The sequence below is a fragment of the Pseudomonas fluorescens genome, assembly GCF_000730425.1.
GTDB classification, from domain to species: Bacteria; Pseudomonadota; Gammaproteobacteria; order Pseudomonadales; family Pseudomonadaceae; genus Aquipseudomonas; species Aquipseudomonas fluorescens_X.
Genome location: NZ_CP008896.1, coordinates 4,776,363 through 4,799,259, shown reverse-complemented (window position 1 = coordinate 4,799,259; position 22,897 = coordinate 4,776,363). Strand labels below are relative to the sequence as shown.

The window sequence follows — 22,897 nt, the reverse complement described above, 5'->3', positions numbered from 1 at the left end:
TGTCAGCCCGCGAGGCGGTGCGTCACTTCGCTGAGCTGGGCCGACAGCGTATGCAGGTTCTGGCTGGCTGCCTCGGTACGCTCGACATTGTCCTGGTTGGTGGTGGCGATGGCGGTAATTTCGGTCAGATTGCGCGAGATATCTTCCGCCACGGACGTCTGCTCTTCGGCAGCGGTAGCGATCTGACGGTTCATGTCGCGGATCGCTTCGACTTCTTGGGTGATGCGCTGAAGCATGCTGCCCGCTTCCGTAACCTGTTCGACACCTTCGTTGCTGCGGGTTTGTCCATTTTCAATCGCACGCACCGCATCCACCGCGCCGGTCTGCACCGTGTCGATAATCTGATGAATTTCAGCGGTGGAGTCGGCGGTGCGCCTGGCCAGCGTGCGCACCTCGTCGGCAACGACGGCAAACCCGCGTCCGGCATCGCCCGCGCGGGCGGCTTCGATGGCTGCGTTTAGCGCCAGCAGATTGGTCTGGTCGGCGATGCCGCGAATAACTTCCAGCACCTTGCCAATGCGACCGCTATCGGTCTCCAGACGGCGTATTACCTCGGCGGTGTTGCTGATCTCGCCGCGCATGTGGGTAATGGTCTGGATAGTCGAACGCATCATGGTCTCACCCTGCTGCGCCGAATGATCGGCCGCATCCGCTGCACGCGCGGCTTCGGCGGCGTGACGGGCGACTTCCTGCGCCGTAGCGGACATTTCATGCATGGCGGTAGCGACCTGATCGGTGCGCGAGAACTGCTCGCGAGTGCCTTGGCCCATCAGTGCGGCGATGGCGCTCAATTCACCACTGGCGCTGTCCAGGTCCGAGGTGTTGCGTTGCAGGAGGGTGAACGTATCGGCAAGGAAGTCACGCAGGATATTCGCGGCAACTGCCAGACGTCCCAATTCGTCAGCACGGGACGCATCGACGCGCTGTGCAAAGTCGCCCTGGCTGAGCTTGGCGATGTGGTCGATCAGGTGACGGATGGGGGCGATCAGATTGCGGTTTACCAACCATAGGCTGAGCAAGGCGATGAAAACGCCAGCGGCTAGCATTACCAACGAGCCGACGACTATTTTACGATCTGCGGCTTCGCTGATGGTTTCCGAACGATGCAGCGCCGAATCGCGCTGCTGGATGACCAAACCACTGAGCTGTTCGCTGGTGGCACGGTCGATGCCTTGAACCGCCTCGTCGCCGGCGAATGGATCGTTTCCGCCGGCGATGTAGGCCGCACGGCCCGCGCGGTAGGCGGCGCCGAGGCGCCGGTGCTCCTCGTGCAGGTCGCGGAGCTGCTTTGACAGGGCAGGGTTGTGCTCGCTTCGCTCAACGAGTCTGCCCAGGATGTCCTGGACCTTTCGTTCCTGGTTCTCGAAGCTTTGCCAGTACTTGCTCAAGGCTTCAGGTGATTTGCCACGCAGCAAGACGTTCTTCCACTCCTGCACCTGCACTTTGAATTCCACGTTGGCTTCGTCGATCAGGCGCGACGTTTCGATCGGACCCTTGAGTAGTTGTTGATACTTGGAAATGTCATCCGACAAGAAGGAAAAACTGGCGAAGGCGATCAGCAATATCACCAACAGGCTGCCGCCGATCAGTGTGAGCAGCTGAGCGCGCAGGGATTTTTTCAAGAGCATCTGGGCGGTCTCGTATCGAAAGGGGGGCGCTTGAGTCATACGCAAGATTGAGCGAGCGGTCAGCCAAATGACCGTTCGTTCGCCCCCTTATGTCGGCGTACCGCTGCGATACTTGAACGCTTTCAGACCAGACGCAGATGGTTGTCCCAGAGCCCTGCCGGCAATTGCAGCGCGGTGCTGACGAAGCCCCCGCTGGCGGGGTCGACCGTTAGGACAAGATGTCCGATCCGCGCTCATCGAAGCCTCCGCGCCTGGCCGGGGCACTTCTACCCGTGTGTTCGCGCAGTTGCGACAGCCAACCCGCAGGGAGTTTTTGCGGTTCATCCGCGTGGCTTGAGGAGACCAAGTTTCCGTCGCGGTCAAATAAGCTCATGCGCTTGAAAACCGGGTCCTCGGCGAGCATTCGCGCGGCTCGTCTCTGGTTTGGCCTTAAGCTACCGGCGCCCCTATCTGCCTGGTCTGCACTCTTTACTATACCGAACGACGAATGTCAGATCGAGCGCTCGGCGATCGGGAATATTTTTCGCCAAGCAAGGGCTACGCATGTCGCGAGATTCCAGCGCCTACGACTGGTGTTTAGAGTCGGCCAATACTCCTGTCCGGCCGGTCAGCCATGCGTCCTTGAGTCGTCGTGAATCCTGGCGGGATCGGACCTGGGCCCACAACCGTTCCCACCGAACATTTTCCCCGCCGGCGAGCGGCTTTCTCGCGCAACAAATTGTTCGGAGCTCAAGGTCCTTCTCTACGTTTCGGCTGCATTGGCAGTGCGTTCGGCCCTCACCCGCCGATCGGCTCACAACAAGGACGCGATGGGCGCGACCATGAATCCGAAAGGAGAACACCATGGCCATCATCGGCATCTTTACCACCTCTAAAGACGGGGCTAGTTGCAGTTAATGTGAGTAGGGAACGATGGAATGCAAGCCGGCGCGGCTGAATGCAAGCTCGCTCGCAAATAATCTGAGCCAGACGGCTCCGTCAGTCGCAGTTAATCTGAGCCGGAAATTGCGCTGATTGCGAGCACGGCCGTTTTCGATTGCAAGCCGGTACAGATAAGGGAGACATCCAAATGCCGCACGGCGATGGATTGCCCCCACCTAATCAAGAAATCTTTGACGAATTGCTGCCAGACCTTCCAGCAATTCAACTGACCAACAACGAACCCCAGTAATAAGGAGGCCGATGACCGCAAAGACAAGATCAATCCCCGGCTTCGATAGACAGCGCACAAACGTTGATGTCTGCCTGGCCAAACACCGGCCACAGAATCAATCGACTGTCGGAAATGAATACCCATTCAATCCGACACTGCGTGACGATTTTGGTAACACCGCCAATGAGCATCGCGAACCGCTGGGGTTAGAAGATTGGGAGGGTTTGCTTTACATCGAATCGTATTCCTAGGAACAAAGCGAGGCACACACTCGGAGCGTTCAAGGTCATCATCGTTACGAGGGTAACGAGTTTGTTCTTAGTGACGACGAATTCAACGCCAAGCTAACAAAGGACAAGGCCGATTTCTTTGAGTGGTATCCAGAAGGAAAATCGTACAGCGTCCACTGTCTAGACGGCGGTGCATGCGATAGACCCACGAACTGGGGCACATTCCCAACGCTTGATGAAGCGCTTAAGTGCTGTGAACTAGGGCCAATGTGGAGACGCAGCAAGTGACGGGGGAAGTAAAAGGGGTGAAACCCGCGCCCGGCAAGGCTAACGGGTTTCTTTGGCTCTGCGAAGGAGCGCAAGCCCGCAGTATACCAAACCGCTGTGGAACAGCAATGAGGGGGCATTTTGGAGGGCATCAGTAGGTAGCCGGTTTGCTAATTCGCAGTCTTGTGAGGGACATCAGGCAAGACCTACCGCTTCTTACCAAGCGTTCGATGAAAACAGACGTCCGTTAGACCAATCTTGCGAGCGGCCTCGACAAGTCCCTCATAGGATGGAGGCCATGTATGAGGCTCGCCTTCTACCATACCTGATTCCAATAACGCATAGGCTACAGCCGCATAGGGGGTTAGGTTCTCCACCTGCAAGCGGGTTACGATCCTCTTATTATCAATGGTGTAGCAAACCGTATAACTCATAGGACCGCTCTAGCTCCAGGCGAGCGGCAAAGAGTATCTGACAATAAGGCTGGACTCTGAATTTTTTCCTGCCTCCAGTCGCGGGCGACCTGCGCACCGTCCTGCAGGACTGTTTGCCCGCTCATCCGCGAGTTACCAAGTGGCCCGCCGTCATCGTTTGGTAGCGCAGGTTCCGACGTCCTACTCAAGGCCAAGCAGGGGTGCATAGACAACACGGTAAAATTTTACGACAACCCCAGCTGGCAGTTTGCAAGACCATACGTTGGGCAGGCGGTGTCCAAATGGCGCACACCTCAATTGGCGTCGGGCGGATCACTCGCGTAGCGTCAGAGTAGGGCAGAAATGTGCATTTTCTGGCGCTTTGGCGTCAACCTCTTTAGCCACAATCTGACAGGCTGAATGCTTAGCATGCAATGTCGTTGTGAGTTAAATAAATATCATCGTATTTCAACAATTTCCATAGATTCCGAGTCATATCGATAGTTAAGAATTTCTCCGTTTATCAGCATATATGCAGCGGCTTCGATAATTCGTAACGGAGCTATAAACCACTCACGAGGGGAAAATCTATTTCCTTTTTTGTCAAAAACGTCGACATTAAGACAGGAGCTTCCAAAAAAAGTATGAAGTAGAAGTTCAAGTTTTTGAGGATTTAAATTATAACATTCGAATACGGAGATAATTTTGACGTTGGCCATCAAATAAGTAGGTTCATCTGCAGCTTTTTTTATGCGTTCTTTCACCGGCACCGTAGAGTATCCAATCTTATAGAGATTCTCGATTGATGAAATTCCAGGGTCCTGACTGAGAGAACTTAGAATGTAAAGATGGCCTGACTTCACATCTTCCGACTTAATAAGCTCCAAAGCCTCTAAAGCCTTTTCTTGGTGATCAAGAATTCGCCGCCCAGTTTCATCCTTATACAACTCAGTAGCTAGGGAACGAAGGAGCATATTTGACTCTGTACCGTTCTCAAATATACAGCGTAATCGGGCATTTACTTTCCCGTTTTTTACTTCTTTCTCACCTACCTCAGCTACATAAGCCGTAATACCGTGAAGAATGAAGAAATGTCCAGGTTTTATCTGCTGCTCACCCGTAAACGGCCGTGCCTCCCGGATGCCAGACGTAAGTTCAGAATGACACGCTTTAAATAACTGTTCAAATTTATCGAAGTCCTCGCAGCGCTTCCGCTGCGCGATTTTATCAGGCATGTTTATAGGAGATGAAGGAACGTGTTTTAGATTAAAAATGCCGTCAGCTTCGTTGTCCAGCAGACCGAAAGCATCATCATCAAAAATATCAGCGACTGAAGAAATATTCTTTTCAGGCTCGATATGATCTAGTAACTTAAATTCGTCAGCGTGGCGCAGAGAATCACATTTTTGCTTATTGGCTCGTATACCTTTTAATCTATTGAAAAGCTGAAACTCCAAAATGTCAGTAGGATTCGACTGTGGCTCACGGCTGTGCTCTGTGTAAAAATTGTTGATTTGAACAAAAGATTGAAGCAAGCGCTCATCAATGGAAATGGCAGTACGAGTAGGCTTTATATTGAGCAAGCCAAGATCATCGTCTTGTAACATTTTCAGCAGCGTTTCCTTCTCCATATTTTATACTCCCTGCTGTCTACGCTGCGCTTTGATATAAACAAGCGCTTCGGCCATGCGCCGTTCAAGGGGATCAGGTGAATTGATTTCCGGTTCACGCTGTCGCGATTTGTAAAAATCTTTTATTTTTGGCCATAGTAAAATGGCCTCATCATCACTCATCTGGATGCGGGTAGCTTCGATAGTATCTTGTATGACTTTGAATATTTTGGTAGTAAGAGACTTAGAAAGAATTTCAAATGCTTTCTGGAACGGATTCACTCGATCAATCAGATCAATGTGAAGGTCGTCTATATTAATAAATTTATCAGCCATACGAACAAAGCGTTTGTTACCTTCTTCTTTAATCTCACCGTTCTTTATCACTGAGTCAACAACTACTTGCTGACGAACCTCTTCAACTTCTTCGTCACTCAATTCAGGGTATTTTATTTTAATAATTTTTGGGATCATGACCTTATTAATGACTTCAGGATCTACGTTGCCTGGCAACGCCTTCACTATTTTGTCGTCTGAGAGGATCGCCGCTTTAAGGTCGTTTAGGTCAGATTCTATGATATCGCGTACCCTTTTAGAAGATGGCTCCTTCAATCCCCGGACTTTGATCTCATTTTCAGTGCTTTTATCTTCATCATTAAGTTTTGTTTTGAATTTAAAGTTAGGCGCCAAAACCTGCTCCATTAGTAGAGAGCACGTGATGGCTTTTAGCATGTTATTTACTGAAAGTTTGACTAACTCGTCGGTCGCGTCTGGCTGAGCTATAAGATTTGTAAACTGTGCATGGATCTTATTATCGCTGTCACGAGTGCAGCGACCAATGATTTGTATAATTTCAGTAAGGGAGCCTCGATAGCCAACTGTTAAGGCATGTTCGCAGAACTTCCAGTCAAAACCTTCTTTAGCCATTCCCAGAGCTATGATAAGGTCCATATCTTCCGGCTTCTCAATATTGCGTAAATACTCAACAATCCGTTCCCGAGCATTAGGTTCATCATGCACTAAGTCTGCAACTTTCAGATCTTTACCATCACCATGACGCTTTAAATGAATGACGCATGTATCAGGGTCGCGGTGCGTCACCGTACCAATAATGTCCAGTATACGATCCACCTCATCGTATTTATCTTTTGTGGATTCGCCGGACTGTACATTGGGGATGTGAAGAATTGTTTTTATGTCTGTATCCAACACCTCATCTATAGCGCTGGTGTATTTACCTTGGTAGAAATGATAACCGATGCCCAACGATTTGAGGTAAGTGTAGCCGTTTAGCTGTTTATAATAGTTGTAAGTGACTTTTGTAAACTGTGCCTCGTCCTCAGGGAGAAGGACGGGAACGCTGTCGCCTCGGAAGTAGGAACCGGTCATTGCGACTATATGTGCCTCAGATTTTGCCATAACTGAGCGCAAAAGCTCCCCAAGACGATTTTCGCCGTCCGCAGATACGTGGTGAAATTCGTCTATCGCAAGAAGTACGTTGTCAAATTCTGATTCGTCAACAGCTTCAAACGCGTAGCGAAGGGTTGCATGGGTGCAGACTAAAACCTGGTCTTCACCTTTCAGAAAATTCACAAAGGCTTGAACCTTGCTCTGGTTGCCGCCTGGGGTACAAAGATTGTTTTTGGGTTCTACCTTCCAGTCAGAAAAGAAGCCGAACTTACTCAGTTCAACACTACTAAAGGACCCACCGATGGACCTCTCTGGCACGGCAATAATTGCCTTTGATATCCCTTGGTTGATTAGCTTGTCGAGGGCGATGAACATCAAAGCCCTTGATTTTCCTGAGGCCGGAGGAGCTTTCAGTAAGAGGTATTGAGCGTTCCTGGCTTCGAATGCGCTCGCTTGCATCTCACGCATACCATATTTGTTAATGCTGGTACTCTGCCCAGTATGAGCGTAGGAAACTTCGACTAAATTAGGCATTTGGGGCTCCGGTCATCTTTTCATACAGCTTGAAGAGGTAGTCGAGGCGGTCCTCGTCATTCACAAAATCTTTGGCTCTATAGCATCGTTCCACGACCGCATCTAATCTGGAATGCGCTTCCATCAAATCAGGGGGCATCAGATCTGGATCATAAAGATCTGAGAGGCTTAACTCAGGGTATTGCTCCCTAGAGCTTAGGATTTCGAGGACTAAAGCGGAAATATCCAGCTTATTTTGGTCTGTTAATGATGGAACTGGAAAATTGTTATAGCCTAACGTAGAGGAATATCGTGGATCTTCCTTGATTTTTCCGCAAGAAGCTTTGATCCAGACGTTGTGAATCAGAGATGATATAAGTCCGAAAACATATAGCTCCCCGGTATAAATGACTTGTGTAGCATTCGAGGCCACAAATGACTTATCCAGAAATCCAAATGGGATGTACTGGCGGCGATCCGAGCCATGAATAGGAACGAGGATAGAGTTGCTTGCTATGTAACGAGGCTCGCCAAATCGATGCGCAACACCTGCTATCGCTCTCGTTGCAGCTTTTGTGCTGTTTAGTCGGAACTCTTCTACCTTATTGATGCGTTCGCTTATTCCTCTAATGGTCAGTGCTTCGTTAAGCTCCTGATCGTTAATCCACAAGCACCACCGTTCTTTGTTATTGGTATGTTCAGAGGCTCCAATGAACCGTTTGAGGTATTTCTTTGCTTCAGGATACTTCTTTACAAATTCATCCTTTTCATTAGGTTCAAGTAAAAGATTGCCTCCGTCCGTGGGTTTACTGCCATAAGTCATCGATGGAATTCTGGATAGTGGCTTTTGCCTTTTTGGTAAGATAATATTACGCTTGGTCGCCACAAGGTAGGGGTTTATGTTTTCTACAGTTTGGGATAGCCCTTCCTTGAATAAATATTTTTCACTATTTGAAGAATTTCTTAGCCCAACAATGACACAATAAACAGCTGCGTTCTTTTTCGCATTATTTTCCCACTTAAAAGGTTGGTGTACAAAATCAATTTCGATGTTATTCTCAAAAATATTTGGCCATAAAAGCCCCACTTGCTCACCCTGGCAAATAGAGTTGGTAGATACGAATGCAGCGCGTGAGCCTGTTCCCGCAATATAGCGAGCAGCTTTGTAAAACCAGCTTGCGATTAAGTCGATACTTTTGTAGCCTTCGATACCGAAAAACACATGTGCAATATCTTCCTTCTGTTGGTCAGATTGTAGGCTAGACCCCAAGTAAGGTGGATTTCCAAGTATAAATACCTGGGTGTTATCAGATAAAGGACAAACATTTTTCCAATCTTTTTGCAACGCATTACCTCTAACTACATTGCCGCTGTTATTTAGAGGAAGCGCTGGATTGCAGCGTCCAAATACTTCTTTGAACTTTAGGTTCATTTGATGCTCTGCTAGCCATAGAGATAAAATGGCAACTTCATGCGCAAAGTCATCCAGTTCTATGCCATAGAACTGCGAAATTTTGATCCGGGGTAGCGGAATTAAACCGTCTTTAGTTATTTCCTGCAAGCGCTTGAAGATTTCCATTTCTAGCTCGCGTAGCTCTTTATACGCAATGATTAAAAAATTTCCCGATCCACATGCCGGGTCAAATATATTTATATGTTCTAAGCGAAGCAATAACTGCTCAAGTTTTGCTCGGCTACTATGATGCTTTGCGAACTCTGCCTTTAATTCATTCAAAAATAGCGGTTCTATGACTTTCATGATGTTGGGTACAGACGTGTAATGCATACCCATGTTGCCCCGTTGGCTGGGGTCAACTACGGCCTGAATCATCGAGCCAAATATATCCGGATTGATTTCAGACCAGTTTAGATCAGAGCCACACTCGATGAGCATTGCTCTGGATTTTCGATCAAATGTCGGTACAGGTAGCTTATCTGCAAATAGGCCGCCGTTCACATACGGAAAATCTTCTAAGTAGTTAGGTACATTGGTCCTAACCTCTAGATTCATTACGTCGAACACTTGGCGCAGATAGTCGGCAAGATCTGAACCGTCTTCGGCTGTGTGTGAGGCAACGTGTCCAGTGAACAACCTCGGTTCAAATATTCCTGTATCTTCTGCAAAGTAGCAGAACAGTATCCTTGATAGAAATACGTTTTGTGCATGGATTTGGTTAGAGTCGTTGGCTGCATTATTCAAGCGAAGCATGTCGAACAATTTTGCCATTTTTTCGGCTGCTTTGACATCCGCTGGGCTTTCAGGCTGAAATTGAGCCTTTTCCATATTCGCCCATGGTAAAAAGAAATCAAATCTATTTTTAAGCTGGGTTATCTGTATATCTAGAGTATCTGCTGTTCTAGTATCTATAGCGACTAGCTGAGTATCGTTTACAGCAATTATAAAACGCGGCTGGTGTTTTTTCGCTGATTCCGAATGTTTCATTTCGTCAATAGTTGAAAGCAGTTTATCGCTAACTGTCGACTTATAATAAACCTGCTTTTTCCATAGTACTTCACCTTCTTTTTTAGCGAGATTGTAGCTTCCTCTTCCGACCATCTTGAGTCGTGTGATCGAGGCTTTAGGGAAGGTCTGAAGTAAGCAGCCGTTTTTAACGGCCTCGCTGTCTGAGGTTCAAAAAACACCGACTTAATCGAAAATCAGACCTTTCCTCCTGTCAGTTCACTGTTTTTTGCGGAATAGCACCTTTTCAGGGCTCATTGTCCACATCACAGGCGCACCTCGCCTGCATTCAACAGTCGTTTTCGCATCATCCACAGGTTCGATAAGGCAAACAGTGTGGTCTGCTGCGCGGTGTTTTTCACCAAGCCTCGGAAGCGGACTTTCGTATAACCAAACTGGCGCTTGATCACCCTGAATGGATGCTCAACCTTGGCCCGGACTTGAGCTTTCGCGTATTCGATTTTGCGGCGCATGCGACCGATCAGGCTCTTTTTTGCATGCTTCTTATAGCTGCTGGGGCGCGCTGCGATCGACCAGATCATCTGGCGATGTTGATGCTCCGCACGCTTCTCCACGCCGGTGTAACCGGCATCGCCAGAGACGTAAGTTTCCTCGCCATGCAGCAACTGATCGACCTGAGTCACGTCCGCCACATTCGCCGCCGTGCCCACCACGCTATGTACCAGACCGGATTCAACATCGACACCGATGTGCGATTTCATCCCGAAATAGTACTGATTTCCTTTCTTTGTCTGGTGCATTTCGGGGTCGCGTTTACCGTCCTTGTTCTTGGTCGAACTGGGCGCATGAATGATCGTCGCATCGACCACAGTTCCCTGACGCAGCAGCAAACCTCGGTCGCCCAAATAGCCGTTGATGACCTGCAAAATCCCACCGGCCAGCTCATGTTTTTCCAACAGCCGGCGGAAGTTGAGGATCGTGGTTTCATCCGGAATCCGATCCAAATGCAGCCCGGCAAACTGGCGCAGAATCGTGGTTTCGTAGAGGGACTCTTCCATCGCCGGATCGCTGTAGCCGAACCAGTTTTGCATCAGATGAACCCGCAGCATGGCCATCAACGGATACGCCGGACGACCGCCTTCACCCTTCGGATAATGCGGCTCGATCAACGCAATCAGGCCTTTCCAGGGCACGACCTGATCCATCTCAATCAGGAAACGCTCACGGCGGGTCTGCTTACGTTTGCCTGCGTACTCGGCATCAGCGAAAGACATTTGCTTCATCGGGGCTCAACCGTTCAGTTCGTGGGACAGCCGTATCTCACCAGATTTGGAAGTCTTTTTCAGAGTTTCCCTAACGCTCAGCACTCGGAGCAGATACCGATTTGCGACCGCTCTTATGTCTTCACTTTCCAAAGCTGATCCCAGTCGGTCATATAGCTCGGGCTTAGCAGCTCCCGGCGCATCCCCCAGTCAGGGGCCATGGGCACCGCCGCTGTGCGCAAACACTCCCTGCCCCACCGTCGGTTAACCTTATCCATCACACGCATGAGTGCGTCAGATTTAACAGGCTGGCTTTCAGTGAACAGATCCGCTGTGAACTCACCACGTTGACGAAGATCCATCAACATCACCTCCGCTTTGCTATAGGCATAGCCCGGTCTGTAAATGGATTCCAACCCGCGCAAGGCGTGTTTGGTCAGTAAGCGCACATCATCGGTTGGGTATTCAGGGGTACATGTCACGCCGTTAGCGTACTTTGGCCCGTCACCATGGAATGACGTTTGTATGCCAATACGAAACGAACCGCAGAGTGATCGCTGCGCCCGAAGCTTTTCGGATGCTCGATGCATGTAGCTGGCTAATGCCTGCCGCAGACCTTCCAACGAGTAAACCCGCTGGCCGAACATCTTGCTTGAGCATATGGATTGCTTCGACGGAACGACTTGTTCCAGATCCATACAGGACTCGCCGCGCAGCTCGCGAATCGTCCGTTCGAGCACGACAGAGTATTTGCGGCCCATGGATTTAGGTTCTGCTAATGAGAGATCCCACGCAGTAGAAATGCCATCCAGTTCAAGGTTGGCTTTCATCCGGCGACCAATCCCCCAAACTTCTTCGACCGGCATGCGCCGAAGAAGCCATTCAACGGCCTCCGGCTTGCGTAGATCCACAACCCCGCCCGTTTTCTCTTTCCAGACCTTTGACGCGTGTTGTGCTGCTTTTGCCAGGGTCTTTGTGTGACCGATGCCAACACCGACAGGAAGAGCCGCCCATTGGAGGACGCGCGCCTGAATGGCTCGGCCCACGTCGATCAGCGGTTCAGGAAGCCCGTCGAGCTGCACGAAACTTTCATCGATGTAAAGGAAAGATGTCAACCCATGGACATCGATTTTGATGAATATTTGTGAGGGTTTAAATTAGGTATCCGATGTCCATAGACACACGCATTTTTCACAAAAATGGATCACGTGGTGTCCATGGCAAATACGCGAATTTTGCGGCGACGAAAGCTAGCGTGATCAAGATGAGCCCGATCCAACAGTCCGAGGCTCATCCAACCTGGTTGTATAACTGGGGCTGTTAAGCTATCTCCTCATTCCCCATTCAGGTGATACAGGGACGCTGGCAGTCCGCAACGTACTCGCCCCCCTTTGGCATTCATCTCATCCAAAACATTCATCACTCGCCCGCTTGCCTCTGGCTGTGATGGGGCGAAAAGGTCGCCGGTGAATCATTTGTACTTTTTTGATGTGAAGGGCGACTTGGGAGAGGTGAAGGCCTGAGTCAGATCGGGTGATTTCGAGCCGGAATACGCCTGACTGGCACAGGTCTCACAATACAACGTTGAGGCTGAGCTTTGCTCATATGATGGCAAGGTAGACCATGAGCAAGGCTCCTAGGACGGCGGTGAGCACATTTGCTGTAGGGCCAGAGTTGATGCTGTACCCCTCTGGGATTTCTACTGGCTTCAGAGATTTGACCACGCGTTTGTACTGCCAGGATGACCAGCATGCAACCCATGAGCCCAGCATGAGAAAAGCCAGTCCGATCCAGAAGGAAAAATGTCTTTCTGGGCTGCCCAACGCGCCTGGTTTTATCAACTGAAAAAGTAATCCGGATCGCTCAATCACGAAGCCAAATGCCATAAGCGAAAGACTGGTTCGGTTCCAGGCCAGCAAGGTTCTCTCAGCGGCAAAAAACACTCGTGGATCGTTCAGGTCAGACATTAAATTATCCTTGTTTAAACGATTGTTGATTCGGCTCCAGTCAGGTAGCAAACCTACTCTGCGATTGTTAACTTGATTAAGTAAGATACGTAGACGGTAGATGTTTTTTCTTACTTAGGTGCCCGATGTAGTGGTCTAATAAAAATTGAACTGCTCTAGTACCCGATTCAAGGATCGGATGTTGTAGGTTTAACAGAAATACCGCTCACACAGGATTGGCATATTCTAGTTTTTTTGCGTTCCTGAGTTAATCATTTGCTGTCTCTATGATTCGACGTAGAGTAAACGCACCGCGCAGTTCTCCTAGAGCAAAGCCGCGGGCTTTATCCTGCGGGTACCGTTGATCTATTACCGCAGTCAGTTCTGGTTTTATCTCCTTACCATGGCATCCTAAACACGCTTCACCTGTAGAGATAGCCTTCATCATTCGGAATTCACCCTTTACGATTTCCGAATACGTTAAACCAGATAATGCTTCACCTGCCGCAGCGCGCTTAACAAATTGCTCAAGAATCTGCTTTTCCCAAGCATCTGGTACGTTATCCGGATTTCGAACCTTTAATGCTGTCCGGCCCACAACCCACGGTGTTTGACTGTGCTGATCAGCAATTTGCGGTGCGAGCAACTGGCAAGCCTCAACGGCGTTAACTGGTCCACCTGTTTGCATGGCTGATTTCACGGTGTCCATAAGATGCTGCTGGAAGGGGGGAATAAGAGTGGCCCCTTCAGCAGTCATCTTTTCGAGGTCGTCAGCATAGGCTGCAACACTCAATGCTCCGCTCAGAAAAATCATTACCATCCGCATATCAATCTCCTCGTACTTTTGTCGATCGAACTGTTGGGGTTAACAAACATGGCCTTGGCGGGGTGTTGAACCACGATCTAAAACGTGCATCTGCCCTTGTCAGGTGGCGACGGCATTGGTGCATGCCAATTGTTTAAGTGAGTCAATTAACGACAGCAGTTCAGAGCACGTTAAGAGGGATTTTCAGGTAGCAAGTGCCATTTCCTTCAGCTGGAGGCAATTGACCGGCCCGCATGTTCACTTGCACGGATGGCAGGATAAGTGTCGGCATACCTAAGGTGGCATCCCGCGCCTGGCGCATAGCAACGAAATCTGCTTCGCTGGTGCCCTGATGCACATGGACGTTATGAGCCCGTTGCTCAGCAATGGTTGTTTCATTGCGGTAGACATCTCGACCCGGGGCCTTGTAGTCGTGGCACATAAACAAACGGGTATCGTCGGGCAACTCGAACAACTTTTGAATGGACTGGAAGAGTTTTCGCGCATCGCCACCGGGAAAGTCGCATCGGGCAGTGCCGTAATCAGGCATGAACAGCGTATCACCGACAAAACCAGCATCACCGATTAGATAGGTCATGCAGGCCGGCGTGTGTCCCGGTGTGTGGATGGCGTGAGCTTCGATTCCTCCGATCAAAAAGCACTCACCGTCTTTCAGCAGCCGGTCGAATTGACGACCATCAGTGGCAAACTCGCTGCCAACGTTGAACAACTTCCCAAAAGTGTACTGAACCGACGTGATCTGATCGCCGATGACCAGTTGGCCGCCCAACTGGCGCTTTAGATACTGAGCTGCGGAAAGATGGTCGGCATGTACATGGGTTTCTAATAACCACTCCACCGTAAGGGTTTGCTCACGCACGTAGGCAATTAAACGTTCCGCGCTTTTGCAAGAGGTGTGACCTGATGCAGGATCGTAATCGAGCACCGAGTCGATAATGGCGCAGTGCCCTGTAGTCGGGTCACTGACAACATAGCTGTAGGTATACGTAGCGGAATCAAAAAAAGCTTCTACATGTGGTTTCATGATGGAGTTCTCTTTTCGATATACGAAGTGGAGTGCTGATCTACCAACGGGCTTTGGTAAGGAACCGTGATCAGAGCTGCGTACCTAAACCACCACGGGCACCTTCAGGCACCCGCTAGTGTGCAAACGGCTGTCGCTCAGCAACGGTTACAGGTTTTGATGCCTAGCAACGTATAGACAGGGCAGAAACGGAAAATGCCAGTGGCCAGCGGCACTAAACCTATCCAACCCCACACGCCGATCACACCGGACAGACTGAGGCCAATGAGAAGCAGACCGGCGACAATGCGCAGGCTACGGTCAATGGTTCCAATGTTCGCTTTCATGGCGATCTCCCGATCAATGGCTGCGCCGGGTCTCCAGCGCAGTAAACAACAACATGCCGGCCAGCATGGCCAACATGAATACGATCACTTGCCAGCGTCCTGTCAGCAGAATTGCCACTGCGGGGCCAGGACAGATGCCCGCTATTCCCCAGCCGATGCCAAACAACAGGCTCCCGCCAATCAAGCGCGGGTCCAACTCACGTTTGATCGGTAGCTGCATTGGCCTTCCCAGCAGCGAACTGGATTGTTGGCGCGCCCAGGTTAGCGGGCCAACGGCTATGCCAATGGCCCCGACCATGACCAACGCCAAGGAAGGGTCCCAAGCACCGGTTAAATCCAGGAAAGCGAGCACTTTGCTTGGGTTGGCCATGCCTGCCAGAAGCAGACCCAAGCCGAACAGCAGACCAGCAATGAATGCGGTCAGTTTGATCATGTCCAACCCCCCAGAAGATGACGCAGGACAAACACTGTGGCGAAACCGCTGAACATGAAACACGCAGTGGCGACCATCGATCTCGGCGAAAGGCGCGAGATGCCACACACCCCATGGCCACTGGTGCAACCTGAACCGTATCGTGTGCCGATGCCCACCAATACACCGGCGACGATCAGTCCGAACCAGCCACTTTGGAACTCAATCTGCGGCAGTGTGGCGAACAAGCCCCATAGAAGTGGTGCGATGAGCAAACCCAAGAGAAAAAGAGCTTTCTCACTCACCCCCTCGCTGCCACGCTGTAAAAGACTGCCCATCAAACCGCTGATGCCTGCGATACGCCCGTTGGCGACAACGAATAGACTGGCAGCCAGGCCAATCAATGCGCCGCCTGCAAGGGATGACCAGGGAGTGAAGTTGAGCCAGTCGACATTCATGAAGCTTCTCCGGCGCAAAATTGTTGGTACAGGGTTTGGATGACTGCCAATGCTGGGGGACTGCTGATGCGATAGAACACCTGCTTTCCGTCACGGCGGGTCTCCACCAGTCCTTCGCGGCGAAGCACCGCCAGCTGTTGAGAGAGAGTCGGTTGCTGTATCCCCAGCAGTGACTCCAGATCGCTGACATTGCGCTCACCTTGGGATAATTGGCACAGCAGCATCAAGCGATCCGGGTTGGCCAAAGCCTTTAGGAACTGGCTGGCAGCATCGGCATTTGCGCGAAGCTGCTGGATGTCTAATTCGGGCATATGAGCGCTCACTAGCCTCTCAATATATTAATATACATTATATACTATTATTAATTGATCGACTGCACTGATTCAAAGCCGGATCACGTGACGTACTAGCCGGGCCTTGCGGCCTCATTTTTTAATGCGGATGCCCGTTGCATTACCGCCGCCCTAACACACCAGAGTATTTCCGGATACCTATACAGCAGCTCAGTTTATTGCTTGTGCTTGAGCCCTTAATTTCTCAGTGCTGACTCTGACAAAGATAGAGTCGCCGGTTACGGTCAAAACATCACCTGCCCAAACCTCGCAAATAACCCGTGACTTGCGTCCGACCTCTCCTTCAACCCATGCTTTTAAGATGAGTTCACCCCCCATTGGCGTGGGCTTATGAAAGCTGAGGTTCAATTGCCCAGTAACGCAATCGATGCGGGGCGCTGTTCCAGGTTCTCTCCCTTCTGCACGATAGTGATAGGCCATCGCGGTCCAGTTCGAGTGGCAGTCCACCAACATTGCAATGAAACCACCGTAAACCAACTCTGGCCATCCGGTAAACTCGGGGGATGGAGTGTGTTTGCACACAATATGAATACCGTCGGCATCCCAGTGACTTTTTATCTGGAGACCGCTTGGATGCGCGCTTCCGCACCCGAAACAGATGCCGTCCGGGGCGGCCCGATCTTGTAATGGAAGAGCTTGGATGTTCATTATTTGTCCTTTCATTGATTGGCTGTCGGGGAAACATTGAAGAGAAGAGCTGATGTTGACACGACAGTCCCCGCACCATGATTGCAGCACCCTTGTACCGTGCATCCATATGCTCGTACGCGCTAGAACGTCACCGACTCCAATGCCAATCGGACGCCCTAATCCACAATGCTTTACCTGTCCGCTGCAAGTTTTCAAGCCCCTGTCGAAGCGGGTTCAGTGGAAGCATGCAGATCGCCTTTTAGTACCAGCGCTTCGGAGTCTATGACTCGTAATTGGACTGGGATGCCTTGGGCCACGCTCTGTGTAACGGTGCAAAAGCTTTCGAATTGGCTAAGGATGCGCGGTAAGTGCTCCAGCTTGGCAGCTGATTTGCCTAACTGCAGTTCGATGTCTATATGGAGTACCCGTAGGCGATTTTCAGCATTGCGTCCGACCTCAGCACTGGCCTTGCAAGAAAGCGGTTCGGCGTCCTGCTTGTACTTACGCAGCGCGAACAGCAGACTATTAGTCAAGCAGTTGGCTACCGCACCGAGCAGCAGCTCTACCGGGCTGGGGCCAACAGCCTCACCCAGTGGTGGTGGCTCATCCACGGTCAGAGTCGGCGCACCTTCTTCGAAATGCAGCGTGCAGCGATAGTCATGTTGTTGCTCCAAACGCAAATTCACACGAGTGCTGTCGTTCATGAGTCCAATCCTTCGTTCATTTGACGGTAGGTTCAATCCAGCTCCGCAGGAGCGGACCAGGAAGTGGATCTGTGGGGCGGCCGAGATAAATACCAGCAGAAGAACCATTGCAGCCGGATCTGGCAGTCATGGATTAGCTGAAGGCTTTCAGGACAGCCGTCAACAGGCGGGTAAGTCCTCCGCCCACTTGATCTACTGAATAGCTTTTACCAGCAAGGCCACTGCAACCACTGCAGATACAATGGCAAACCCTTTTTGTAAGTTTGGCCCCGACAGCTTGGCAGCGACAAAGCGCCCGCAGATCATGCCGGCTAATGCCCCAATGGAAAATGGAATGGCAACTGCCCACTGTAAGTGCCCAGCTGCCGAGCTCGCAGCAACGCCGGAAATTGAAACCAGCGCAATAACGGCTAGAGACGTGGCAAGCACTGACTGTGCTGTCAAATTGGTGTATCGCTGGAGCGCCGGCACCATCACAAAGCCACCGCCCACGCCGAGCAAGCCAGAAAGCCCACCCGCGACAATGCCAGAAGCAGTGAGCGCCCATGCACACGGAGCAGTCCAGTTTAGCTTTCCTCGATTGGCGTCCAATAGGCAAGGCGGTGGTTTGGATATAACTGGTGTCTTCGACTCCGTGGAGGGAGTGAGCGATCGTTGATAGACCCGGAACGCAACGTACATCAGCACGAAGGCAAACATGATCGTCAACGGACGGTTAGGCGTGCGTTGCGCCAGCCAAAGGCCAAGGGGAGAACAGACGATCCCCGCTCCAGCAATTAAAAGCGCCGCTTTATAGCGGACGGTGCCGTTTTTGAGTCCTATCACGGCACCCAGGGTCGAGGCTAAACCGACAGCCAGTAAACCGATTGGCCCAGCCTCGGCCATGCTCAATCCCACTCCAAACACCAGCAAGGGAACAGCCAGTATTCCTCCGCCGGCGCCGGTCAGAGCCAGAATGACTCCAACAGTAAGCCCGAGCAGTAAGACGATGATCATCTCAGTCTCCTTGCTTTCAGGTCTGATTTCATAGGTCAGCCAACTCGGGTTTCGCCATCCACTCACGGCCCTTGAGCATTCCCTTCCAGTACAGCGGTGGAAGAATTCGCTCCTTGAGCAGCCATGCCAGCCTCGATGGCCGGGTACCCTCAATCAGCCAGGATGGGAAGCTGGGGGCGACCTTGCCACCATAGGTGAACTCCGCCAGTACGATCTTGCCGCGTTCAACCGTCAGCGGGCAGGAGCCGTAACCGTCGTAATGGGCACTGCCTTTTGCTTTACCCATGGCAGCCAACACATTATGGGCAACAACGGGAGCCTGCTTGCGTGCAGCCGCCGCGGTTTTGGCGTTGCTGGAGTTGGCGGCGTCTCCCAGCGCGTGAATATTTACCCAGGTTTTATGGCGCAGAGTGGCAGGGTCGACATCGATCCAGCCGGCCGCATCGACGAGAGGGCTGACTCGGACAAAATCCGGCGCAATCTGCGGTGGTACAACATGAAGTAGATCGAAGTCTCGAGTAACAAGATGGGCGCTGCCATCCGGACTAACGCAGTTGAATGTTGCAGTCCGTGCGGGTCCATTCACGCTGGTGAGTGTGTTGCCGAAGTTCAGGTCGATACCATAGGCCTTGATGTATTCCATCAGTGCGGGCACATAGTCGGGAACTCCGAACAGCACCGCGCCGGCGCTGCAAAACTCGATCTTGACGTTGTCCAATACACCGGTACGTTTCCAATGATCGGCAGAAAGGTACATTGCTTTTTGCGGCGCCCCGGCACATTTGATCGGCATGGGTGGTTGCGTGAAAATGGCTCGCCCACCACGCAGTTGCTGCACCAGTTCCCACGTATAAGGGGCAAGGTGATACAGGTAATTTGAAGTCACGCCGTTGCGACCCAGGGTGTCCGACAAACCCTCGATTGCATGCCAATTGAGCTTCAGGCCAGGGCACACGATCAGTTGCTCGTATTTGACGACTCTGCATCCATCAAGAATGACGGCATTTCTCTCGGGTTCGAAAGCGGCGACCGCCGACTTGATCCAGTGCACACCGCGGGGGATGGTCGTGCCCATCGTGTGGGCAGTTTGGGGCGCATCGAAGACACCACAGCCGACAAGTGTCCAGCCTGGCTGGTAGTAGTGCACATCTGCCGGGTCGATGATGGCAACGTCGAGTCCAGGATCTCGCGCCAGTAAACTGGATGCAGTCGCAATACCTGCCGCACCGCCCCCGATGATGACCACGGTATGCTGCGCCTCAGCCACTTCGACCGGCGTGCGCCCCTGATTCGCAATCCGGCGAATGACGCCTTTCATATCGAACCCGGCTTTTTTGGCCGTCTCGACGATGTATGGCAGGGGTTGTTGGCCCGCTTGTGACAGTGCCCACATCGTTGTCGAGCGCATGCCGGAACGGCAATAGGCCAACACCGGTTTTGGAAGAGTTTCAAGGAGCTTGCCGAAGGCAATACCTTGCTCGTCGGTCACTTTGCCTGATTCAGCGGGAAGGTAGTGCGCCTCAATACCGTTCGCTTGGGCCGTACGTTTGATTTCGGCAAACAAGGGTTGATCGCCGCCTTCGCCATCAGGACGGTTACACACAATGGCGCGAAAACCGTTTTCTTTTAGTTCAGCCAATTGGTTGGGAAAAATCTGTTCTGATACCGACAGTCCAGGCGCAAGGCAGCGAATGTCCATAAGGGTCTCCGTTATGGGTATTTTTCTTATAGGTTTTTTGGGGGAGGCAACGTCAGGCGACGTTGAGCGGGATTTTCAGGTAGCGCGTCCCGTTCGATTCGGGCTCAGGTAAGTGCCCTGCCCGCATGTTGACCTGAACGGATGGCAGGATCAGTGTCGGCATGTCCATCGATGCATCACGCTTGGTGCGCATCGCCACGAACTCCTCCTCGCTGATGCCATTACGCACATGAACGTTGTGCGCGCGTTGGTCTGCAACGGTACTGACGAACTGCACCTCGCGGCCACCAGGCTGGTAGTCGTGGCACATGTACAGCAAGGTATTGGCCGGCAGACTTAGCACCTTGTTGATTGACTGGAACAACGTACGCGCATTGCCTCCGGGAAAGTCACAGCGTGCAGTACCGTAGTCCGGCATAAACAAGGTATCGCCGACGAACGCAGCCGTTTCGGTCCCATCGCTGATCACATAAGTCATACAGGCTGGTGTATGGCCCGGTGTATGGAGCGCGTGGCATTGCAGCGTGCCAATGGCAAACGGCTCGTCATTAACGAACAGGTGATCGAACTGGCTTCCATCGCGGGCCATATCGCCAGCTGTATTGAACAGAGTGCCAAACACCTCCTGCACCGTCGAAATCTGACTGCCGATCCCTATTTTTCCACCGAGCTTTTCCTTCAGGTAGGGCGCGGCCGTCAGGTGGTCTGCGTGGACGTGGGTCTCAAGAATCCAGTCGACCCTCGCATTGAGTTCGTTCACCCTCGCAATCAACTTGTCGGCAGACGTTGTGGCGGTGTGGCCGGATTTGGGGTCGTAGTCAAGTACGCTGTCCACTAAGGCGCAGTGGTTGGTCGCTTCATCCAGCACGAGGTAGCTGACAGTATTGGTAGCAGAATCGAAGAATCCTTCGACGTGAAGTTTTACGCTCATGACCTGTCTCCTTAGGGGGCTTTTAGCGAGCCGCTCACACTAAGGACTGACATAGCAATAAGTTTGCCAGGCCAAAATCGTACAGAAATATAATCTTATCTACTTGATTTCATTAAGTTTAATTATTTGTTTGAGGTTGGCTTTTTTCTACGTCGACCCAAATCCACTGCCATTGGCAGTGCCTGTTGACAGAGGTGGCAGTGCCACAACAGGATGGAGGAATTCTCGGGAGCCACCATGAAGACCATCCTGCCCACCTCTGACAACTCACTCCCACACCCGGATCAAGTGCAGTCACTTGTTTCGTTTCTTGAACACGAACCCCAGCCGATGATCGTGCTCGATCCGGAGTACAACATCCTGGCTGCCAACACTGCCTATCAGCGGCAGTTCGGCAGCGCTGAAAAACCCTTTATCGGTCATAAGTGTTATCAAATCTCACACCATTACGATGTCCCTTGTGATCAGGCGGGTGAGAATTGTCCGATGAAAAAGGCGCAGGAAATGCGCGGGCCTGATCGTGTTTTGCACATTCACCACACGCCACGGGGACCTGAGCATGTCGACGTCGAATTGCGCCCGATTCTAGATGAGCACGGTGTTATTACCGCCTATGTGGAGCGTCTCACACTGGTCCGCAGCGCGTCAGCGCGACCCAGCAACGAAGGGCTGGTTGGCTGTTCACCCGCCTTTAACCTCGCCCTGTCTGAGCTGCAGCGGGTCGCACCATCAATGCTCCCGGTACTGCTGTTAGGCGAGTCCGGCACGGGCAAAGAGTTGTTCGCCCGCGCGGTACATGAAACCAGCGAGCGGGCCACTGGACCCTTTGTAGTCGTAGATTGCTCAGGATTGACCGAAACGTTGTTTGAGAGCGAGCTGTTCGGCCATGAAAAAGGAGCATTCACCGGTGCCACCACGCGCAAGCCTGGTTTGGTCGAAACAGCCCAGGGCGGCACGTTGTTTCTTGATGAGATTGGCGATGTTCCGCTGGCAATGCAGGTAAAACTGTTGCGCCTGATCGAATCGGGCACCTATCGCCGTGTCGGCAGTGTCGAGACCCTTCACGCCAACTTCAGGTTAATTGCTGCGACCCACAAACCATTGGAAAAAATGATGGAGAAAGGAGAGTTCAGACAGGACCTGTACTACCGCATCAGCGCCTTTCCAATTCAGTTACCACCCTTGCGTAACCGAGTTGAAGACATTGGTTTGCTTGTGAATTCATTTCTACAACGTGCCGGTACAGGCAAGCGCCGGCTGACAATAGATGCGGATGCACTGACACAATTGCAGCGGTTTTCCTGGCCCGGCAATATCCGTGAATTACGCAATGTTCTGGAAAGAGCCAGTCTGTTCGCTGACGATGGAGTGATCCGCTCCATACATTTACCCCAGGCCTCCGTCGTGATGTCTCAGTCCTCGACTTCCACCCCTTTCGACGGCGGCACGCTGGTACAGGCACTCGCTACTTTTAAAGGTACCCGCAGTGAGCTGGCCAAGCACATGGGTATTAGCGAACGTACTTTGTACAGACGACTGAAAGAGCAAGGTTTGGCCTAGTAGCTAGTGCTCACGCCGCACGACTGCCAATGACTGCCACTCTGGCAGATTGGCAGCGTATTAACCTGCCAAGACATCCACTGCCTTGGCAGTTTTATCATTAAGTAACTGTTATTAAACGATA

At 51.5% G+C, this 22,897-nt stretch carries 19 protein-coding genes and 1 pseudogene; 1 reads left to right on the top strand and 19 read right to left on the bottom strand.

Annotated features, from left to right (window positions below):
• Positions 1–2: 2 nt before the first annotated feature.
• From HZ99_RS29655 to HZ99_RS21320, 19 genes and pseudogenes are all read right to left on the bottom strand, one after another.
• Positions 3–707 (bottom strand): methyl-accepting chemotaxis protein, encoded by a 705-nt coding sequence (locus tag HZ99_RS29655; RefSeq protein ID WP_370588167.1) that lies wholly within the window; start codon positions 705–707, stop codon positions 3–5.
• Between the two features lie 228 nt (positions 708–935).
• A pseudogene (locus tag HZ99_RS29650) lies at positions 936–1,046 on the bottom strand (hypothetical protein); the annotation flags it as partial.
• Positions 1,047–4,149: 3,103 nt separating this feature from the next.
• Positions 4,150–5,322, bottom strand: a complete 1,173-nt coding sequence (locus HZ99_RS21390) for a GIY-YIG nuclease family protein (RefSeq protein ID WP_038445884.1) — start codon at positions 5,320–5,322, stop codon at positions 4,150–4,152.
• Between the two features lie 3 nt (positions 5,323–5,325).
• Positions 5,326–7,245, bottom strand: coding sequence for a DEAD/DEAH box helicase (locus HZ99_RS21385; RefSeq protein ID WP_038445882.1), 1,920 nt, complete (start codon positions 7,243–7,245; stop codon positions 5,326–5,328).
• A complete protein-coding gene (locus HZ99_RS21380; protein ID WP_327158194.1) occupies positions 7,238–9,796 on the bottom strand; it encodes a class I SAM-dependent DNA methyltransferase in 2,559 nt (852 codons plus the stop codon). The genes HZ99_RS21385 and HZ99_RS21380 overlap by 8 nt, the downstream gene beginning before the upstream one ends.
• A gap of 155 nt (positions 9,797–9,951) precedes the next feature.
• Positions 9,952–10,929 (bottom strand): IS5 family transposase, encoded by a 978-nt coding sequence (locus tag HZ99_RS21375; RefSeq protein WP_033902000.1) that lies wholly within the window; start codon positions 10,927–10,929, stop codon positions 9,952–9,954.
• Between the two features lie 113 nt (positions 10,930–11,042).
• Positions 11,043–11,990, bottom strand: a complete 948-nt coding sequence (locus HZ99_RS21370) for a Y-family DNA polymerase (protein ID WP_051903209.1) — start codon at positions 11,988–11,990, stop codon at positions 11,043–11,045.
• A gap of 519 nt (positions 11,991–12,509) precedes the next feature.
• Positions 12,510–12,875: a YidH family protein gene (locus tag HZ99_RS21365; protein WP_038445880.1), complete on the bottom strand. Its 366-nt coding sequence runs from the start codon at positions 12,873–12,875 to the stop codon at positions 12,510–12,512.
• Positions 12,876–13,122: 247 nt separating this feature from the next.
• On the bottom strand, positions 13,123–13,680 hold the full coding sequence (locus tag HZ99_RS21360; protein ID WP_038445878.1) for a Tll0287-like domain-containing protein: 558 nt from the start codon (positions 13,678–13,680) through the stop codon (positions 13,123–13,125).
• Between the two features lie 160 nt (positions 13,681–13,840).
• Positions 13,841–14,704 carry an MBL fold metallo-hydrolase gene (locus HZ99_RS21355; RefSeq protein WP_038445876.1) on the bottom strand — a complete coding sequence of 288 codons (864 nt, stop codon included), beginning with the start codon at positions 14,702–14,704 and terminating at the stop codon, positions 13,841–13,843.
• A gap of 137 nt (positions 14,705–14,841) precedes the next feature.
• A complete protein-coding gene (locus HZ99_RS28065) occupies positions 14,842–15,030 on the bottom strand; it encodes a YgaP family membrane protein (protein ID WP_047229595.1) in 189 nt (62 codons plus the stop codon).
• Positions 15,031–15,043: 13 nt separating this feature from the next.
• Entirely contained in the window at positions 15,044–15,463 is a 420-nt protein-coding gene (locus HZ99_RS21350; protein WP_038445874.1) for a DUF6691 family protein, read from the bottom strand.
• Complete coding sequence (locus HZ99_RS21345) at positions 15,460–15,900, bottom strand: YeeE/YedE family protein (protein ID WP_038445873.1); 441 nt, start codon at positions 15,898–15,900, stop codon at positions 15,460–15,462. Before HZ99_RS21345 ends, HZ99_RS21350 begins: the two co-directional genes overlap by 4 nt.
• Positions 15,897–16,211, bottom strand: coding sequence for an ArsR/SmtB family transcription factor (locus tag HZ99_RS21340; protein WP_038445870.1), 315 nt, complete (start codon positions 16,209–16,211; stop codon positions 15,897–15,899). Before HZ99_RS21340 ends, HZ99_RS21345 begins: the two co-directional genes overlap by 4 nt.
• A 192-nt stretch (positions 16,212–16,403) precedes the next feature.
• Positions 16,404–16,901: a PaaI family thioesterase gene (locus HZ99_RS28060; RefSeq protein ID WP_076964601.1), complete on the bottom strand. Its 498-nt coding sequence runs from the start codon at positions 16,899–16,901 to the stop codon at positions 16,404–16,406.
• 194 nt (positions 16,902–17,095) lie between these two features.
• Positions 17,096–17,587: an OsmC family protein gene (locus tag HZ99_RS21335; RefSeq protein ID WP_038445868.1), complete on the bottom strand. Its 492-nt coding sequence runs from the start codon at positions 17,585–17,587 to the stop codon at positions 17,096–17,098.
• A 192-nt stretch (positions 17,588–17,779) separates the two neighbouring features.
• The gene (locus HZ99_RS21330) at positions 17,780–18,583 is read right to left on the bottom strand and encodes a sulfite exporter TauE/SafE family protein (protein WP_038445865.1); all 804 of its coding nucleotides are present in this window, start codon (positions 18,581–18,583) and stop codon (positions 17,780–17,782) included.
• Positions 18,584–18,611: 28 nt separating this feature from the next.
• A complete protein-coding gene (locus tag HZ99_RS21325) occupies positions 18,612–20,282 on the bottom strand; it encodes a bifunctional protein tyrosine phosphatase family protein/NAD(P)/FAD-dependent oxidoreductase (RefSeq protein ID WP_038445863.1) in 1,671 nt (556 codons plus the stop codon).
• Positions 20,283–20,334: 52 nt separating this feature from the next.
• On the bottom strand, positions 20,335–21,213 hold the full coding sequence (locus tag HZ99_RS21320; protein WP_038445862.1) for an MBL fold metallo-hydrolase: 879 nt from the start codon (positions 21,211–21,213) through the stop codon (positions 20,335–20,337).
• A 237-nt stretch (positions 21,214–21,450) separates the two neighbouring features.
• Between HZ99_RS21320 and HZ99_RS21315 the strand changes: the two genes are divergently transcribed.
• A complete protein-coding gene (locus HZ99_RS21315; RefSeq protein ID WP_038445861.1) occupies positions 21,451–22,773 on the top strand; it encodes a sigma-54 interaction domain-containing protein in 1,323 nt (440 codons plus the stop codon).
• Positions 22,774–22,897 lie beyond the last annotated feature (124 nt).

Coding starts and splice junctions, on each gene's coding strand:
- HZ99_RS29655 (WP_370588167.1), bottom strand. CDS start 707: ATGTCCGCTACGGCGCAGGAAGTCGCCCGTCACGCCGCCGAAGCCGCG.
- HZ99_RS21390 (WP_038445884.1), bottom strand. CDS start 5,322: ATGGAGAAGGAAACGCTGCTGAAAATGTTACAAGACGATGATCTTGGC.
- HZ99_RS21385 (WP_038445882.1), bottom strand. CDS start 7,245: ATGCCTAATTTAGTCGAAGTTTCCTACGCTCATACTGGGCAGAGTACC.
- HZ99_RS21375 (WP_033902000.1), bottom strand. CDS start 10,929: ATGAAGCAAATGTCTTTCGCTGATGCCGAGTACGCAGGCAAACGTAAG.
- HZ99_RS21365 (WP_038445880.1), bottom strand. CDS start 12,875: ATGTCTGACCTGAACGATCCACGAGTGTTTTTTGCCGCTGAGAGAACC.
- HZ99_RS21360 (WP_038445878.1), bottom strand. CDS start 13,680: ATGCGGATGGTAATGATTTTTCTGAGCGGAGCATTGAGTGTTGCAGCC.
- HZ99_RS21355 (WP_038445876.1), bottom strand. CDS start 14,704: ATGAAACCACATGTAGAAGCTTTTTTTGATTCCGCTACGTATACCTAC.
- HZ99_RS28065 (WP_047229595.1), bottom strand. CDS start 15,030: ATGAAAGCGAACATTGGAACCATTGACCGTAGCCTGCGCATTGTCGCC.
- HZ99_RS21350 (WP_038445874.1), bottom strand. CDS start 15,463: ATGATCAAACTGACCGCATTCATTGCTGGTCTGCTGTTCGGCTTGGGT.
- HZ99_RS21345 (WP_038445873.1), bottom strand. CDS start 15,900: ATGAATGTCGACTGGCTCAACTTCACTCCCTGGTCATCCCTTGCAGGC.
- HZ99_RS21340 (WP_038445870.1), bottom strand. CDS start 16,211: ATGCCCGAATTAGACATCCAGCAGCTTCGCGCAAATGCCGATGCTGCC.
- HZ99_RS28060 (WP_076964601.1), bottom strand. CDS start 16,901: ATGAACATCCAAGCTCTTCCATTACAAGATCGGGCCGCCCCGGACGGC.
- HZ99_RS21335 (WP_038445868.1), bottom strand. CDS start 17,587: ATGAACGACAGCACTCGTGTGAATTTGCGTTTGGAGCAACAACATGAC.
- HZ99_RS21330 (WP_038445865.1), bottom strand. CDS start 18,583: ATGATCATCGTCTTACTGCTCGGGCTTACTGTTGGAGTCATTCTGGCT.
- HZ99_RS21325 (WP_038445863.1), bottom strand. CDS start 20,282: ATGGACATTCGCTGCCTTGCGCCTGGACTGTCGGTATCAGAACAGATT.
- HZ99_RS21320 (WP_038445862.1), bottom strand. CDS start 21,213: ATGAGCGTAAAACTTCACGTCGAAGGATTCTTCGATTCTGCTACCAAT.
- HZ99_RS21315 (WP_038445861.1), top strand. CDS start 21,451: ATGAAGACCATCCTGCCCACCTCTGACAACTCACTCCCACACCCGGAT.